General features: G+C 66.2%; 14 protein-coding genes. 8 read left to right on the forward strand and 6 right to left on the reverse strand.

Translation table 11 applies throughout. The features are described from left to right. The first annotated feature begins 24 nt into the window (after nt 1-24). Together ettA and ACNI3Q_RS00870 are read left to right on the forward strand one after the other, a co-directional pair. Entirely contained in the window at nt 25-1,704 is a 1,680-nt protein-coding gene (gene ettA, locus ACNI3Q_RS00865; RefSeq protein WP_426273361.1) for an energy-dependent translational throttle protein EttA, read from the forward strand. Between the two features lie 4 nt (nt 1,705-1,708). Beyond that, nucleotides 1,709-2,149: a ribose-phosphate pyrophosphokinase gene (locus tag ACNI3Q_RS00870; protein WP_426273363.1), complete on the forward strand. Its 441-nt coding sequence runs from the start codon at nt 1,709-1,711 to the stop codon at nt 2,147-2,149. A gap of 213 nt (nt 2,150-2,362) precedes the next feature. Here the strand turns inward: ACNI3Q_RS00870 and ACNI3Q_RS00875 are convergent, their stop codons facing one another. From ACNI3Q_RS00875 to ACNI3Q_RS00900, 6 genes are all read right to left on the reverse strand, one after another. Then, nucleotides 2,363-3,523 (reverse strand): pyridoxal phosphate-dependent aminotransferase, encoded by a 1,161-nt coding sequence (locus ACNI3Q_RS00875; RefSeq protein ID WP_426273364.1) that lies wholly within the window; start codon nt 3,521-3,523, stop codon nt 2,363-2,365. A gap of 223 nt (nt 3,524-3,746) precedes the next feature. Beyond that, the gene (locus ACNI3Q_RS00880) at nt 3,747-5,237 is read right to left on the reverse strand and encodes a M48 family metalloprotease (RefSeq protein ID WP_426273366.1); all 1,491 of its coding nucleotides are present in this window, start codon (nt 5,235-5,237) and stop codon (nt 3,747-3,749) included. Between the two features lie 87 nt (nt 5,238-5,324). Next, on the reverse strand, nt 5,325-5,600 hold the full coding sequence (locus ACNI3Q_RS00885) for an acylphosphatase (protein WP_426273368.1): 276 nt from the start codon (nt 5,598-5,600) through the stop codon (nt 5,325-5,327). Nucleotides 5,601-5,602: 2 nt separating this feature from the next. Continuing rightward, on the reverse strand, nt 5,603-6,337 hold the full coding sequence (locus ACNI3Q_RS00890) for an NYN domain-containing protein (RefSeq protein ID WP_426273370.1): 735 nt from the start codon (nt 6,335-6,337) through the stop codon (nt 5,603-5,605). A 94-nt stretch (nt 6,338-6,431) separates the two neighbouring features. After that, nucleotides 6,432-6,920, reverse strand: a complete 489-nt coding sequence (gene greB, locus ACNI3Q_RS00895) for a transcription elongation factor GreB (RefSeq protein ID WP_426273372.1) — start codon at nt 6,918-6,920, stop codon at nt 6,432-6,434. Between the two features lie 54 nt (nt 6,921-6,974). Next, nucleotides 6,975-8,957, reverse strand: coding sequence for a lytic transglycosylase domain-containing protein (locus tag ACNI3Q_RS00900; protein ID WP_426273373.1), 1,983 nt, complete (start codon nt 8,955-8,957; stop codon nt 6,975-6,977). A gap of 69 nt (nt 8,958-9,026) precedes the next feature. Between ACNI3Q_RS00900 and dapA the strand changes: the two genes are divergently transcribed. From dapA to ACNI3Q_RS00930, 6 genes are all read left to right on the forward strand, one after another. Continuing rightward, nucleotides 9,027-9,908, forward strand: a complete 882-nt coding sequence (gene dapA / locus ACNI3Q_RS00905; RefSeq protein WP_426273375.1) for a 4-hydroxy-tetrahydrodipicolinate synthase — start codon at nt 9,027-9,029, stop codon at nt 9,906-9,908. Between the two features lie 235 nt (nt 9,909-10,143). Further along, on the forward strand, nt 10,144-10,626 hold the full coding sequence (gene smpB, locus ACNI3Q_RS00910) for an SsrA-binding protein SmpB (protein ID WP_260019802.1): 483 nt from the start codon (nt 10,144-10,146) through the stop codon (nt 10,624-10,626). Between the two features lie 4 nt (nt 10,627-10,630). After that, nucleotides 10,631-11,209 (forward strand): DUF2062 domain-containing protein, encoded by a 579-nt coding sequence (locus tag ACNI3Q_RS00915; RefSeq protein ID WP_426273377.1) that lies wholly within the window; start codon nt 10,631-10,633, stop codon nt 11,207-11,209. 58 nt (nt 11,210-11,267) lie between these two features. Then, on the forward strand, nt 11,268-13,334 hold the full coding sequence (locus ACNI3Q_RS00920) for a M13 family metallopeptidase (protein ID WP_426273379.1): 2,067 nt from the start codon (nt 11,268-11,270) through the stop codon (nt 13,332-13,334). A 98-nt stretch (nt 13,335-13,432) separates the two neighbouring features. Next, nucleotides 13,433-15,880: a hybrid sensor histidine kinase/response regulator gene (locus ACNI3Q_RS00925; RefSeq protein WP_426273381.1), complete on the forward strand. Its 2,448-nt coding sequence runs from the start codon at nt 13,433-13,435 to the stop codon at nt 15,878-15,880. A gap of 39 nt (nt 15,881-15,919) precedes the next feature. Continuing rightward, the gene (locus ACNI3Q_RS00930) at nt 15,920-16,279 is read left to right on the forward strand and encodes a response regulator (protein WP_426273383.1); all 360 of its coding nucleotides are present in this window, start codon (nt 15,920-15,922) and stop codon (nt 16,277-16,279) included. The last annotated feature ends 89 nt before the right edge of the window (nt 16,280-16,368 follow it).

Genomic DNA, 16,368 nt, shown 5'->3' on the forward strand with positions numbered 1-16,368 from the left:
ATATTCTTTGACGGAGACCGCCACGTGGCCGCCCAATACGCCTTTGTGATGAAGGACATGACCAAGACCTTCCCCGGCGCGCAAAAGCCGGTGCTGTCCAACATCAACCTGCAATTCTATCAGGGTGCCAAAATCGGCATCGTCGGCCCCAACGGCGCCGGCAAGTCGACGCTGATGAAGATCATGGCCGGCGTGGACAAGGATTTCACCGGAGAGGCATGGCCGGGCGAAAACATCACTGTCGGCTATCTGGAGCAGGAGCCGCAGCTCGACCCGAACAAGACCGTGCTGGAAAACGTCAAGGACGGCGCGCGCGAAACCGCCGATCTGGTCGAGCGGTTCAACGCCATCTCCGCCGAAATGGGCGATCCCAAGGACGACACCGATTTCGACGCCCTGATGGAAGAGATGGGCGATCTTCAGGCAAAGATCGACGCGGTCGATGGCTGGACGCTGGACAATCAGCTCGAGGTGGCGATGGAGGCCCTGCGCTGCCCGCCCGGCGACTGGTCGGTCGAAAACCTGTCCGGCGGTGAAAAGCGCCGCGTCGCGCTGACCCGTCTGCTGATTCAAAAGCCGTCGATCCTGCTGCTCGACGAACCGACCAACCACCTGGACGCCGAAAGCGTCAACTGGCTGGAAAACCACCTCAAGGAATATGCCGGCGCGGTGCTGATGATCACCCACGACCGCTATTTCCTGGACAATGTCGTCGGCTGGATCCTGGAAATCGACCGCGGCAAGTATTTCCCGTACGAGGGCAATTATTCCACCTATCTGGAAAAGAAGTCCAAGCGACTGGAGCAGGAGGATCGCGAGGCGACCGGCCGGCAAAAGGCGATCAAGGACGAGCTGGAATGGATCCGCGCCGGCGTGAAGGGCCGGCAGACCAAGTCCAAGGCGCGTATCGCCAAGTTCGAACAGCTGGTCGAGGCGCAGGAAAACCGCACCCCCGGCAAGGCGCAGATCGTCATTCAGGTGCCGGAACGTCTGGGCGGCAAGGTTATCGAGGTGGAGAATGTCTCCAAGGCTTATGGCGACAAGCTGTTGTTCGAAAACCTGTCCTTCACCCTGCCGGCCGGCGGCATCGTCGGCGTCATCGGCCCGAACGGCGCGGGCAAGTCCACGCTGTTCAAGCTGATCACCGGTCAGGAACAGCCCGACAGCGGCAAGGTGGATATCGGCACCACCGTCCGCCTCGGCTATGTCGATCAGAGCCGCGATCACCTCGACCCGTCAAAGAATGTCTGGGAGGAAATCTCAGACGGTCTCGATTACATGAAGGTCAACGGCCACGATCAGTCGACGCGCGCCTATGTCGGTGCCTTCAACTTCAAGGGCCAGGATCAGCAGAAGAATGTCGGCAAGCTGTCCGGCGGTGAGCGCAACCGCGTCAACATCGCCAAGATGCTGAAGCGCGGCGGCAATGTGCTGCTGCTTGACGAACCGACCAACGACCTCGACGTCGAAACGCTGGGCGCGCTGGAAGAAGCCATCGAGAATTTCGCCGGTTGCGCCGTGGTCATCAGCCACGACCGCTTCTTCCTCGACCGTCTGGCCACGCACATCCTGGCGTTCGAGGGCAACAGCCATGTCGAATGGTTCGAGGGCAATTTCGAAGCCTATGAGGAAGACAAGCGCCGTCGCTTGGGCGATGCCGCCGATCGCCCGACGCGGCTGGCCTATAAAAAGCTGACCCGCTGATCCCATGGCCGGGGCGCGCCGCGACGGCTCGCTTGCCGAATGGCTGGAGGCAGAGGGGTTCGCGCCCGATGCCTCCATCCCCGGTTCCGGCGATGCCAGCGCCATCGCCGATGTGCCCCGTGTCCGCGCGATCCTTATCGCCGCGGCGCGGGAGGGGCGGGCAATCAGCTATTCTGAGGCGCTGGGCCAGCTTGGCCTGCGTTTCACCCGGCCAAAAATGCGGGCGCTGTGCCGGACGCTAGACGCCATCGACCGCGACGAACTGGCCGCAGCGCGCCCGGCGCTGGCGGTGCTGGTGGTCCGCGAAAGCGACGGCTTGCCGGGGCAGGGGTGGTGGACCGGCTCCGACGCGCGCGGCTATGCCGGCGCATGGACGGGGCCAGAGGCGATGGCCCATGTCCGTGCCCTGCAGCAACGCGCGTTCGATTACTGGACTGATCGCTGACCCCTGCATTCGCCGGGGAACGGGAGGGGTGGGCGCCTCTGACGATCGGCCAAAGCACGGGCGATGCGTCCTTCGACAGGGTCAGGACGAGCGAAGCTTTGCCGCTATTGCCTTATCCCGCACATCCAGAGCCTGTCGAGGGATGCGGCGAAACGGAGCAATGCCGGGCAAGGAGTGCGGACCGCCGCCGGTCCCCGCCCGACACCGCGTGCGTCACGCCTTTGCCGCCCTGTCCACCGCCGCGATGAACGCCGCCATTTCGGCGGGCGAACCGATCGTTACGCGGCTGACCGTCGGCCAGATTTCCCAGTTGCGACCGATCTGAACCTTTTGCGCCAGCAGGGCGGCCTGCATCTCCTTGGCCGGGCGGGTTTTCCAATCGACCATGATCATGTTGCCCGCACTGCCGCCATGCACCGCAATACCGCGCTTTTCCAGTGCGGCCACGGTCATTGCCCGCGTCGCGTTCATCTCCTCGCGCCGCGCCTTGATCGCGTCCGCCATGGGATAGGCCGCCGTGCCACAGGCCAGCGCCGTGATCGGCAGCACGCCCGACACCTGAAACCCGTCATAGCGCATCATCCGCTTGTGCAGGTCGGGATGCGCCAACGTCAGGCCCAGCCGGATGCCCGCCATCCCGAACAGCTTGGAAAAGGTGCGCATGACGATCACGTCGTCGCGCGCTGCGGCCAGCGGCGCTGCGGTTGGGCCGTCATGGAAATGGATATACGCCTCGTCCACCAGCAGCACCGACCCCTTGGGCTTGTTCGCGGCCAGCCACTCAATGTCCGCCATCGGCGTCACCGTTCCGGTCGGGTTGTTCGGCGAACAGACATAATAAAGGCCCGCATCGGGATTGGCGGCCAGCATCGCGCGCACGTCCGCGCCCTTGCCGGGCTGCAACGGTACCCGGGCCAGCGGCGCCTTCAGCCAGGCGGCGGCGCGCCATGCGGCCTCGAACGTCGGGTCGGCGGTCACCAGCCCCTTTTCCGGCGAGCAGAAGGAAATGACGGACCGGACCAGCGGATCGCCCGAACCCGGCCAGGGCAGGATATGGCTTTCCGGCACCTTGTCGACCGCTGCCGCCGTCTGGATCAGCTGTCCGCGCGCATTGGCGGGATCATAACGGTTGCCCATCGCAATGATCTTTGCCGCTGCCTCCGCAGCTTCCGGAAACGGGCCGGTCCAGCATTCGTTTGCGCCGATCTGCACCGCGCCCTCGACGGCGCGGGCCGCCTGGCTCTGGGCGAATGCGGGTGCGGCCAGCGATGGCCCCAGCGCCGCGCCGGCCCCCATCAGGGCAAAGACCCGGCCCAGATCGCGGCGGGAATAACCGCGCTCGATCAAATCCTGCTTGGCGTCGATATCGAACATGAAGACCCCCATCTGCCGTCAAATGTCATTGGCCCGAAACCGCATCGGCTTCGGGGACAGTCACTCATGCGGGGGCGACAGGCTCTATTCCGCCGGAAATCCGGCGCACGGCTTGTCTGGTGCCATCATGTTGCAGCGCGGGGGCAGGGGCAAATGCAATTATGACAAGTGCGCGGCCCGGCCGGGTGCACGGTTTGCATCCCGGCCGGGCGCGAATGTCGGTTCAGTAGGTGACGATCTTGACCCGGTCGCCCGCCCGCACCGCTGCGTTGCTGGCCAGGCCGTTCAGCACCAGGAACCGTTCGACCTTGTAATCGTCGAACGCCATGCGCCCTGCCAGCGACTGCACCGTGTCGTTTGCACGAACCGTGACGACGCGAACGTAGCGCGGCTTGATCTGCGCCGCCTGCGCCGCGGTCAGCGTGCGGAACGACTGGACCAGCGTGCTCGCCCCGCCAATGCCCTGACCCGCCGGGGCCAGAATGGCAAAGTGGAACGCGCGGTCCGGCGCGGTCTGATAGGCAAAGATCGTCACGTCCAGCTGGCGATTTTCCGCCGTGGTCCGCACCGTCAGATAGGCGGCGGGCGTACCGTTCACCGTCGTGCGCTGCACGGCCGTCTGCGGCACCTGTCCGTTCTGACCCAACAGGTCGCCCAGCGCGGCGCGGGCATAGCTGTCCAGGCTGCCGGTAAAGGCGCGGGTGGTGAACTGCGCCTGCACATTGCCGCCGGTGATCGAAACGGCCTGGGTGCCGTTCGACATGGTAAAGCCCTGCGGCGCGGTAAAGGCGATGCGCAGATCCGGGTGCAGGAACTCGCGGCCCTGAATCACGCCCTGACGCGGATTGTCGCCATACATCAGGCCATCGATGGCGGTCAGGAACGCGTCGCGATTGCGCGGATACTGCGTGCCGCCGACCTTGGTCGCGTCATTCAGCGCGGTACGCACGCGCGCCTGCGGGTCCGGATGGGTGCTGGCAAAGGCGGGGACGGACCGGGTCTGGCCGCTGATCTGGCCGTTCAGGGTGTTTTGCGCGGCCAGGCTGGCCAGCATCGATGACAAGGCATCGGTGTCCATCCGCGCACCGTTCAGATAGCGGACGCCCAGCTGGTCGGCCTGCGTTTCCTGTCCCCGCGAATAGCCCAGCGTCGCCAGCTGTGCGCCGGTGCTGATGCCGCGGTTCAGGAGCTGGCCCAACTGGCTGTCACCCGCAACCGCGCCGACAAGGACCTGGCCCAGCACGCCCAGGATGGAATTGCGCGTCGCCGTCCGTTGCCGGCTCTGCGAATGGCGGGCGGCGACATGGCCGACCTCGTGCCCCAGCACGCCGGCCAGTTCCGCCTCGTCGTTCATCAGCGCCAAGAGGCCGCGCGTGACATAGATATAGCCGCCGGGCGTCGCAAAGGCGTTGTCGACCGGACTGTCCAGCACCGTGACGGTGAAATCCGACGGGGATGCCGACAGGCCGGACTGAACGGCGATGGTCCGTGCGACCCGCGTGACATAGGGGACCTGCGGCCCCGTCCATGCGCCGCCGAACTGCTGGATCAGTTCCTGGCTGATCTGCTGCCCCTGCTGGCGCTCTGCCGCCGTGATCGGCTGGGCCGGCGCGACCTGCGATCCGGCAGGCCGGGTCTGCGCCGCACCCGGTACGGCGGCTGCCGCGATCAGGGCGACGGCGGTGCCGGCGGTGAACATCTGCCTCATGGCCATGGCGATCCCCTTCCTTCTGTTCCTTGAACCTAGAAGGGCAAAATGGTCATGTCCGTCAATCGTTCCCATGCCGTGACGATGGCGTCGTTATGCCGTCAGCCGCTTGGTGAACCCCTTTTCGCCGGAATAATCGGCTGGACTTGCCTCGACATGATCCACCCGGCCACGGCCCGGCCCCTCCCGGCACGCCTCCAGCAGGACGCCCAGGGCAGCATCGTCGCCCGTCGCCAGAATCTCCACGCTGCCGTCCGCACGGTTGCGCACCCAGCCGACCAGGCCGTGCTGCCGCGCGATCCGCACTACAAAGTCCCTGAAGCCGACCCGCTGGACCAGCCCCGTTACCAGCATTCGCTGTGTCGCCATTGCTACCTTACACGTTTCACGAACACGCGGCCCCCATCGCGCCGCTCGATCTGGAAATTGGGGACGGCCTCCATCAGGTCGGAAAGCCGCGCATAGCCGAAATTGCGGGTGTCGAAACTGGACCGGTTGCCGGCCCGCTGGCCGACATCGGTCAGGCTGGCAAACCCGCGCTCGTCGCGCTTGGCCGAATTATAGGCATCGATCAACAATTTGATGAGTTCGGCGTCATCGACCGGCGCGGCCTTTGCCGGATGGGCGGGGGCGGGGCTGCCATCCTTGTCGGTCAGCGCGGTCACGTCGATGAACCGGGTGCACGCCTCGCGGAACCCCTCCGGCGTCCGGTCCGTGCCAAAGCCATAGACGGGCAGGCCGTCCTGGCGGATGCGCATGGCCAGCGGCATGAAATCGCTGTCCGAACTCATAATGCCGAACCCCGTCACCCGGCCCCGGTGCAACAGGTCCATGGCATCGATCGTCATCCGCATGTCGGTGGCGTTCTTGCCCTTGGTGATGTCGAACTGCTGATACGGCTCCAGCCCGTGGCGCAGCGACTGGTCCTGCCACCCCTTCAGCGCGGGTTTCTTCCAGTTGCCATAGACGCGGCGGATATTGACCGTGCCAAGCTCGGCCAGCACGGTCAGCACCGGATCGAGCGAATTGGGTGAGGCATTGTCGGCATCGATCAGCAGCGCGACATTGCCCCCGGATGGGCTGCCATTGCCGTTCGTCGTGCTCATGGTGCCAACTCTAGCCGGGATTGACGCGCCGGGCCACGCTATCCTGCTCCGGCTGGCGCGGGTTTAGAGGCATTCCGGCGCGAAATACGGCTCGTTACGCTGCGTCGGGATAGGTGATCGCCGTCACCTCATATTCCTTCTCGCCCGCCGGCAGCGTCACGCGGCGCAGGTCGCCGACCGCCGCCCCGCGCAATGCCCGCGCGATCGGGGCGTTCCATCCCACCCGTCCGCTGCCCGCATCCGCCTCGTCATCCCCGGTCAGGGTCAGGACGCGCTCGCGATCCTCCTCGTCCACGATGGTCACCGTCGCGCCGAACCACACCTTGCTGCGATCCTGCTGCCGGGCAGGATCGACGATCTGCGCTGCCTTCATCCGCTTGGCCAGCCAGCCCAGCCGCCGGTCGATCTCGCGCAGCCGTTTGCGACCATAGATATAGTCGCCGTTTTCCGACCGGTCGCCATTGCCCGCGGCCCAGGAAATCACCTCGACCAGCTTTGGCCGTTCGTCCCCGAACAACTGGTCATATTCCGCCTTCAGCGCGGCATAGCCGGCGGGCGTGATGAAATTCGGGCGCTGTTCCATGGCCGGGGGGCATAGCGCGACAACCGGCCACCAGTCATCCGGCTTGTCGGATATTCAGCCCGGCTGCCGCTTCCCCAGATACCAGCTCACATGATGCGGCCCGCGCGACCGTGCCCGTTGCGGGTGCATCAGGTCATAGACGACGGCGTTTTCCAGCACGCGCTGAACATAGTTTTTCGTCTCGAAAATCGGGATCGCCTCGACCCAGCGGACCATGTCGATGCTGCCGGTGCGCGGATCGCCATTGGCGCGCAGCCATTTGTTCACATTGCCCGGCCCGGCATTGTACGCCGCCACGGCCAGCGGATAGCTGCCGCCATAATAATCCAGCATCCGCTGGAAATAGCCGCTGCCCAGCTGGATGTTGTATCCGATGTCGCGGGTCAGCGCCGATGCGTCATAGCTGAGGCCCAGCTTGCCCGCCTGTTCCCGCGCCGTGCCGGGCATCAGCTGCATCATGCCGCGCGCACCGGCATGGCTGATCGCTTCCCGGTCGAACTGGCTTTCCTGCCGCGCGATGGCGTGGATCATCGTCCAGTGCTGATCCTGACCCATCGGCACCGCGATGGAGGGATAGCCGGCGGCTGTATAGTCGGACAGGCCGTTCAGCAGCGCCGACCGGCCCACCATGACGCCCAGGTCCGGCCGGCCCAGCGTGCCCGCCAGCTCGGCGGCCAGCGCGTGATCGGTATCGCTGGTCGCGTCATTGGCGATCTGGCGCACGAACAGTGTCTGTTCCTTGCGCTGGCCCGTCGCGCCCAGATAGCGGGCGGCACGCACCACCTCCCGGTTCATGAACGTGCGGCGGGCATCGTCGGCGACCATGATCGGGCTCTGCCCCGGCGCGCGATAGGATTGGCCCAGCCGCTCCAGCGCCAGCTGCCCGTAATACAGGTCGGGATAGCCGCCGGCCCGCGCATACCATTGCTGCGCGCCCGCCCGGTCGCCCGCGGCCTCCGCCGCGCGGCCTGCCCAGTAATAGCCCTTTGACCGGGTCTGCGGCGTGCGCGACCCGTTGCCATAGCGGCTGAACATCCCCACCGCGTCCGCCGGCCGCGCCAGCCGGTCCATCGCCGTCGTGCCGGCCAGCCAGACCAGGCTGGTATAATCGTCCCGCTCGCCCAGCGATTTCACGCTGACATCGGTGCCCGCCGGATAGGCGTCATCGACCTGCGACGCGATCTGCCAGGCGACCAGATACTGACCGTCCGCCGCCGCCGCGCGGGCATTGGTCAACAGCACCTCGAACCATTTTTCCGCATCTGCGGGCAGGGTGGTCAACCGGCGCGGCTGCGCCAGCAGCGCGCGGGCGGCAATGCTCTGATTGTTGTTGCGCAGCCAGCTTGCCCGGTCCGCGATCAGGCCGGGGTCGCTCCGCCCCAGATCGGGCGACAGCAGCGCGGCATCGGCGGCATTGGTGCGATAGGAAAGGCGCGCGGCAAAGATCGGCCGCATGGCGGGCGAGGTATAGCCCAGCTGGCGCTGCGCGGTGCTGGTCGCGTTCTGCCAGAGCAGGCGATCCATGCGCGCATCGTGATCGGCCGGGGTCAGCGCGGCGCCAAACCGCATCAGGATCAACGTTTCGTCCTGCGGGCGCAGGCTGCCTGCCCGCCACGCACGCTGCGCGGCGGCGCTTGCCTCTGCCGTGCGGCCCAGCGCGGCCAGCGCCTCGGCATGACGGGCATGGCCCGCCCCGGTCAGCGGTGGAAAACGGGCAAAGAACCGGTCGGCAAGCGCCGGGTCCCCGATCCCCGACAGGCTGGTTTCCGCCGCCGCCCGGCGGCTGCGCTCGCCGGGCCAGCCTGGATGGGCCAGCATGAAATTGGCATATTCGGAAAAGGACAGATTGTCGGATTGCTGCAACCGCCGCCACCCGTCGATCGTCGTGGCAATGGGGTCATAGGGGACGGGGGCTGTCCCGCCGCCACCCGGCACCGGCTGGACGATTTCCTGGGGCGCGATGACGGCCGCGGTTCCGGCGAACAGGCCAGTGCCGCTGGCGATCCAGGCGATACTCTGCCAAAACCAGTGCTGCATACTGGACATCATACGGAATCCCGCCCTATTGGCCAGCCGCAATCGTCGCGGGAAAAGGGTTTTTCGTCCATGTCGCTCTCCGGTTCGATCCCCGCGCTCGTCACCCCTTTCGTCGACGGCGCGTTTGTGGAGAGCATCTACCGCGATTTTGTTGAATGGCAGATTGCCGAGGGCTCATCGGCGCTCGTCCCCTGCGGCACGACCGGAGAGGCGGCGACGCTGACGGCGGAGGAGCATTTCCGCATCGTCCGGGTCTGCGTCGAACAGGCCGCCGGGCGCGTGCCGGTGATCGCGGGCGCGGGATCGAACGATACCCGCGTCGCCATCGCCAATATCCGCGCGGCACAGGACATGGGCGCCGACTATGCGCTGATGGTCCCGCCCTATTACAACCGCCCCAATCAGGAGGGGATTTTCCGGCATTTCGAGGCGATCGTGAACGCCTGCGACCTGCCGATCATCCTGTACAATGTGCCTGGCCGGACGGTCACCGATTTCGCCGTCGCCACCATCGGGCGGCTGGCCCATGCGTTTCCGACCATTGTCGGCATCAAGGACGCGACCGGCGCCATCGCCCGCGTCTCGGCCCAGCGCGCGGCGGCGGGGGCGGATTTCGTCCAGCTGTCGGGCAATGACGACATGGCCCTGGCGTTCAACGCGATGGGCGGGGTGGGGTGCATCTCCGTCACCGCCAATGTCGCCCCGCGCCTGTGCGCCGAGTTTCAGGCCGCGTGCCAGTCCGGCGATTATGCCGCCGCCCTTGCGCTTCAGGACAAGCTCTGGCCGCTGCACGACGCGCTGTTCACCGACGCCTCGCCCGGCCCGGTGAAATACGCGCTTGGCCGCGTCCGCACGGGCTTCCCCACCGAACTGCGCCTGCCGATGACCCCGCCCGGCGAAGCCAGCCGCGCTGCCGTCGACGCCGCGCTGGCGCATGCGGGGCTGATCTAGCACCCCCTGCGACGGCGGCGGCCCGTCCGCAACCGATGTCGAACTGCCCCCACTCACTGTCGCCCCGTGCCCGACACGGGTCCACGGTGGAGGATGTTGCAACTTCTCACCCACAGCCTGCCATCACGCACCCCAGCCAAAAACCGCCGCCTCGGACGCTTCGGCCCGATGCGATCCGCTCACCTCGCGCTTCCCGCTTCCCTTTCGTGTCCGGCCTCCCTACATCGCGCGCTCCATGGCCCGCCCGCGTCCCGCCCTGTTCGAAAAAGCCAAGACCGTCGCCGAGAACCGGCGCGCCCGGTTCGATTACGCGATCGAGACGGTGTACGAGGCCGGGATCGCGCTGACCGGGACAGAGGTGAAGAGCCTCCGCTTTGGCGAGGGGTCGATCGTCGAATCCTATGCCGAGGTAAAGGATGGCCAGGTGTGGCTGGTCAATTCGACCATCCCGGAATTCAGCCATGGCAACCGGTATAATCACGAACCCAAGCGCCCGCGTAAACTGCTCCTTCATGAGCGTGAGATAAGGAAGCTGCACGGCGCGGTGGCGCGCGAGGGGATGACCCTGGTGCCGCTGTCCGTTTATTTCAACGGGCGCGGCCGGGCCAAGGTCGAGCTGGCACTGGCCAAGGGCAAGAAGGCGCATGACAAGCGCGAGACCATCAAGGAACGCGACTGGAAGCGGGAGCAGCAGCGCCTGCTGCGCGACCGTGGCTGATCCGGTGGCCGGCCGTCGCCTGATCGACCGCTTTCTGGCGGCCATGCCGACCCGCGAACAGCTGGCCGATCACCGGCTGACCCGCCCCTTTGCCAATCGCGTGCTGGCCCCGGCGCTGTGGCGCTTTACCCGCCGGTCGGTGCCGCGCGGCGTCGCGCTGGGCGTCGTGACTGGCATCATGGTGCCCGTGGCGCAGATTCCGGCGACCGCGCTGCTCGCCCTGCCGCTTCGCGCGAATATTCCGGCGGCGGCGGCGACCACGTTCATCACCAATCCCTTTACCACGCCGCCCATCTGGGTTGCCGCCTATGTCGTCGGCAAATGGATGCTGCGGCTGGATGAAAAGCTGCCCGGCAATCCGATCAGCGCGGGTGCCGCCGCCGCCAATCGCGGCTGGCTCGACTGGCTGTTCGTCGAAGCGGGACCGGCGACGCTGACCGGGCTTGTCCTGTTTTCCATCCTTGGTGCGATCATCGCCTATTTCGGCACGGCGCTTGGCTGGCGCTGGTGGATCGGCCGCAAATGGCGGCGCTCGCGCGGCACCGGGGCATCGGGCGTTCGAAACCAGCGTCCGACCGGTTGACCGGGCGTTTCAGCGGACTAAGACAGCGCATCCTCATTCTTGTGTGAAGGAAGCGTCCATGCGGTTGTCCGCTCTCACCCTGTCTCTTCTTGCCAGCGCGACCATGATCGGTGCCTGCGCGCCCACAGCGACCACGACCCCGGCGGAAACCGCCTCGGCCCCGTCCGAAGCGCCTGCGGCAAAGGCGCCGCCCACCTATGGCAGCTTCGGTTTCGACACGGCCGGCATGGACCGCAGCATCGCGCCGGGCGACAATTTCTACGCCTTTGCCAACGACGCCTGGTCAAAGGCGACGCCGATCCCGGCCGACAAGTCGAATTACGGCATGTTCACCGCGCTGGACGACCTGTCGAGCAAGCGGACGCGCGAAATCCTGGAAGCGACCAAGGGCGATACGAACAGCAAGATCGGCACCGCCTATGCCGCCTATCTCGATACTGCCGCCATCAACGCGGCCGGCCTTGCGCCCATTCAGCCCTGGCTGGGCCAGATCAAGGCGCTGAAGGACAAGGCGGGCTATCCAGCGCTGGTGGCCGACGCGCAGAAGAACGGCGTCGGCGGCCCCTTCGGCGCCTATGTCAACAATGACGACAAGAACCCCAATGTCTATGCCGTGACGATGGTGCAGAGCGGCCTCGGCATGCCTGACCGCGACTATTACCTGTCGGCCGAACCGCGGCAGGTAAAGGTGCGCGAGGCGTATCTTGGCTATCTGACCAAGATGATGACGCTGGCGGGCGAACCCAATGCGGATGCGCGGGCCAAGGCGCTGCTCGATTTCGAAACGGCCATCGCCAAGGTCCACTGGACCCGGACCGAAAGCCGCGACGCGGAAAAGACCTATAACAAGCGCACGCTGGCCCAGCTGTCGCGTGAGGCACCCGGGTTCGACTTCGCGACCTATTTCCGCGGGCTGGGCGCCAATGTCGACAGCGTCATCGTGGCTCAGCCGAGCGCGATCACCGGCATCACCAAACTGATCGCCGCAACGCCGGTGTCGGTGCTGAAGGATCAGTTGCTGATCCGCTCGCTCAGCGGCTTTGCCGATGTGCTGCCAGAACAGTTCGACCGCGAACAGTTCGCATTTTACGGCACCACCCTGTCCGGCACCCCGGAACAGGAGCCGCGCTGGAAGCGCGCGGTCAACTTCACCACCGGCGCGCTGTCGGATGACGTCAGCAAGCTCTATGTCGCCAAATATTTCCCGCCGGAAACCAAGGCGGCGATGGACGAGCTCGTCCGCAACGTGACCGAGGCGATGGGCCGCCGCATCGACGCGCTGACCTGGATGGCCCCGGAAACCAAGGCAAAGGCACGGGCAAAGCTCGCGTCCTTCACGCCAAAGATCGGCTATCCCGACCGCTGGCAGGATTATTCCGACCTGGAAATCCGCGCAGGGGACGCGCTCGGCAACAATCTGCGCGCCAATCAGTGGGCGCACCGCGACAATTTCAGCAAGCTGGGCCAGCCCATCCGCAAATGGGAATGGGGCATGACGCCGATGACGGTGAATGCCTATGCCAACCCGGTGATGAACGAGATCGTGTTCCCCGCCGCGATCCTTCAGCCGCCCTTCTTTGATCCCAACGCCGATCCGGCGGTGAACTATGGCGGCATCGGCGCGGTGATCGGCCATGAAATCAGCCATCACTTCGACGATCAGGGCCGCAAGTACGATCCCAATGGCGCGCTGACCGACTGGTGGACGGCCGAGGATGTGAAGCGGTTCGATGCGCTGACCGCGCAGCTGGTCAAGCAGTATGACGGCTATGAACCGCTGCCGGGTGGCAAGGTGAACGGCAGCCTGACCCTGGGCGAAAACATCGCCGATCTGGCCGGTCTGACCGTCGCATGGGATGCGTATCAGCATTCGCTGAACGGCAAGGCCGCGCCCGTGCTGGACGGCTTCGGGCCGGAACAGCGGTTCTACCTTGGCTGGGCGCAAATCTGGCGGCGCAACTATCGCGAGGCGAACCTGCGTCAGCGGCTGCTGACCGATCCGCACTCGCCGTCGGAACAGCGCGGCTGGGTCGTGCGCAACCTTGATCCCTGGTATGCGGGCTTCAATCCGCAACCGACGAACAAGCTGTATCTGGCGCCGGATCAGCGCGTCCGGATCTGGTAAGATCGGCGTTCCTGCGGCCGGGCGTTCTGATGCCCGGCCGCACTGTTTTGCGTGGCGCTTGACCGGGGCCCGGGGGGATCGGACAACCGGGGGATATCATGGCCAGTTCTCCCGTTCGCCCTGCCGATTCACTGCCCGCGCCGGCCGGTCCCGTACCGGCCGTGCTTGCTGCCGTCGCTGTTCTCGTGGCGGCGGGCCTCATCCTCTGGTTCGTGCGCGATCCGCGCTTTGCCGCCGGCTTTGCGGCGGTTGCCCTTGTGGCAGTTGCCTGTGCCGCCCTGATCGCCCGGCGCAGCGCCGCGCCGGTTTCGGATGCCGATGCGGTCGAACCGGACTGGGCAATGGCCCGTGCGCTTGCCGATGCGCTGGACGACCCGGCGGCCGTCACCGATCGCGCAGGCCGGCTGGTGTTCGTCAACGCTGCCTATGCCGAACGCTTTCCGGCATTGCCCGCACCCCCGCTGATGCCGATGAACGATCAGGACATTGCGAGCCTGACCATGGCGGCGCGCACGGCATGGACGGGCGGGTCGGGACAGGCCGATGACCTGATCCTCGACGGCCTGCCGGTGACGGCGCGGATCACGCGCGGCGGGGCACAGGGGCTGATCTGGCGCTTTACCCTGTCGGATGAGGCAACGCGGCTGTCGGCGCTGCCCGACCTGTTGTCCGGCGTGCTGGGCGACCGGCTGGGGCGGGCGGGGGTCATGGCCGTTCTGGTTCAGGGCGACGGGCGGATGGTGGCCGCATCCCGCGCGTTCCGTCAGCGCGCGCTGGGCGACGCGGCCGCGCCGGTTGCCGGGCGCGACATGACCCCCCTGATCGCGCCGGTCGATGACGATGTCAGCCGCTTTCGCCTGTCGCGAGAGGGGGAGGGCGGCGGCCTTCTCCGCTTTTTTCAGGTGCCGCTGGACGATGCCGATCATCCCGATGACGAAACCCCCATCCTGCTGGCGATGGTGGACGAGGAAGATCGTCCCGGCCCCGATTTCACCCATGCCGATGCCGGATCGTGGCTGGAATCGATGATCGAACTGTTGCCGGGCGGCGTCGCGCTGCTCGACGAACAGGGGCGGCTGGCCTGCGTCAATCACGGTTTCTATCGCGCCACGCGTACCACCGCTGCCACGCGGCCCACCTGGCCCGGCGATCTGGTGGTGCGGGAGGACAAGGCCGCGCTTGCCGATGCCATCCACCGCGTTGCCCGGCCGGGATCGCGGGCCACCGACCTGCCCGTGCGGATGCGCGATCGGCCCGATGAGCCGGTGTCGCTGCGCATCACCGGTCTGGGCACGATCGCGCGCGGCCGCGTGATGCTGGCGTTCAAGGATACGGGCGAGGAGCAGGAACTGAAGCGTCAGGTGGCGCAGGCGATCAAGATGCAGGCGGTGGGTCAGCTCGCCGGCGGCGTTGCGCACGATTTCAACAACATCCTGACCGCAATCCTCGGGCATTGCGACCTGATGCTGATGCGCCACGATCCCGGCGACGGCGATCATGACGATATTCAGCAGATCCGGTCCAACGCCAATCGCGCCGCCAGCCTGACGCGTCAGCTGCTCGCCTTTTCGCGGCAACAGACGCTGCGGCCGCAGGTGCTTCAGCTGCCGGACGTGATTTCCGAGGTATCGGCCCTGCTCAAGCGGCTGCTTGGCGAAACCGTCGATCTGGTGGTCCAGCACGGGCGCGGCCTTGGCCCCGTCCGCGCCGATCCGGGTCAGCTGGAACAGGTGGTCGTCAATCTGGCGGTCAATGCGCGCGATGCGATGCTGGCCAAGCATCCCAATGGCGGCGGCGTGCTACGCATCGAAACGCTGTCGGTGACGGCCGCCGATATCCGCAGGCGCGGCGACGGCGTGCTGCCAGAGGGCGACTATACCGCCCTGCGCGTGTCCGACACCGGATCGGGCATCCCGCCGGAGATTCAGGCAAAGATCTTCGAACCCTTTTTCACGACCAAGGAAACCGGCAAGGGTACCGGCCTTGGCCTGTCCACCGTCTATGGCATCGTCAAGCAGTCGGGCGGCTATATCTTTGCCGATTCGGAACCGGGACACGGATCGACCTTCACCATCTATCTGCCCGTCCACCGCGCCACGGCGCCGACGGCGCGGCCCGTTCGCGGCCCGTCCGCTGCTGCCGCCCGGGCGGAGGGGGCCACTGCGCCGCCCGACCTGTGGGGCACCGGCACCATCCTGCTGGTCGAGGATGAGGATATGGTCCGCGCCGTCGCCGAACGCGCGCTGTCGCGACAGGGCTATACCGTGCTGACCGCCGAAAATGGCGAGGTTGCGATGCAGATGCTGGGCGACGGTGTGCGCCCGGACCTGCTCATCACCGATGTCGTCATGCCGGTGATGGACGGCCCGACCCTGGTCGGCCATGTCCGGGAAGCGTTCCCCGCAATGCCCATCCTGTTCATGTCCGGATATGCCGAGGAACAGGCGCGCAAGCAGATTACCATCGACAATGTTGCGTTTTTGCCAAAACCCTTTTCGGTACAACAACTTGCACAAGCTGCGCGAGACGTTATGACGGCGCAATGAACGCTGGCGAAGCGCCGCCCGCGCCGATAGGATGGTTGCATGAGCGTTTCGCCCGCCCGGATCCTCGTCATTGAGGACGAGCCCCTCATTGCCATGATGATCGAGGATTTTCTGGATCTCCTCGGACACAGCATGGCCGGACAGGCGGATAGCGTCGATCAGGCGCTGGCCATGGTCGATGCGCGCGGGTTCGATGCGGCGATTGTCGACGTCAATCTGCGCGGCGGCGAACAGTCCTGGCCCGTGTCCGATGCGCTGGCGGCGGCGAACATCCCCTTTGCGCTGGCAACGGGCAGCGGCGGCGACGATATCCGTGCCGAACATCATGGCCGCCCGATCCTCGCCAAACCCTTTACCCTCGATCAGGTCGAACGGACGCTGGCGCAGCTAATCGGCTGATCCCCGCTGGTTCCGGCCAATCCGCCGGCGCGGGCGGGTTCATTTTCGTTCCCCACTTGTTCCCATGGAACAAATGCGATACATGACGT

The organism is Sphingomonas eleionomae (assembly GCF_049889035.1).
Classification (GTDB): Bacteria; Pseudomonadota; Alphaproteobacteria; order Sphingomonadales; family Sphingomonadaceae; genus Sphingomonas.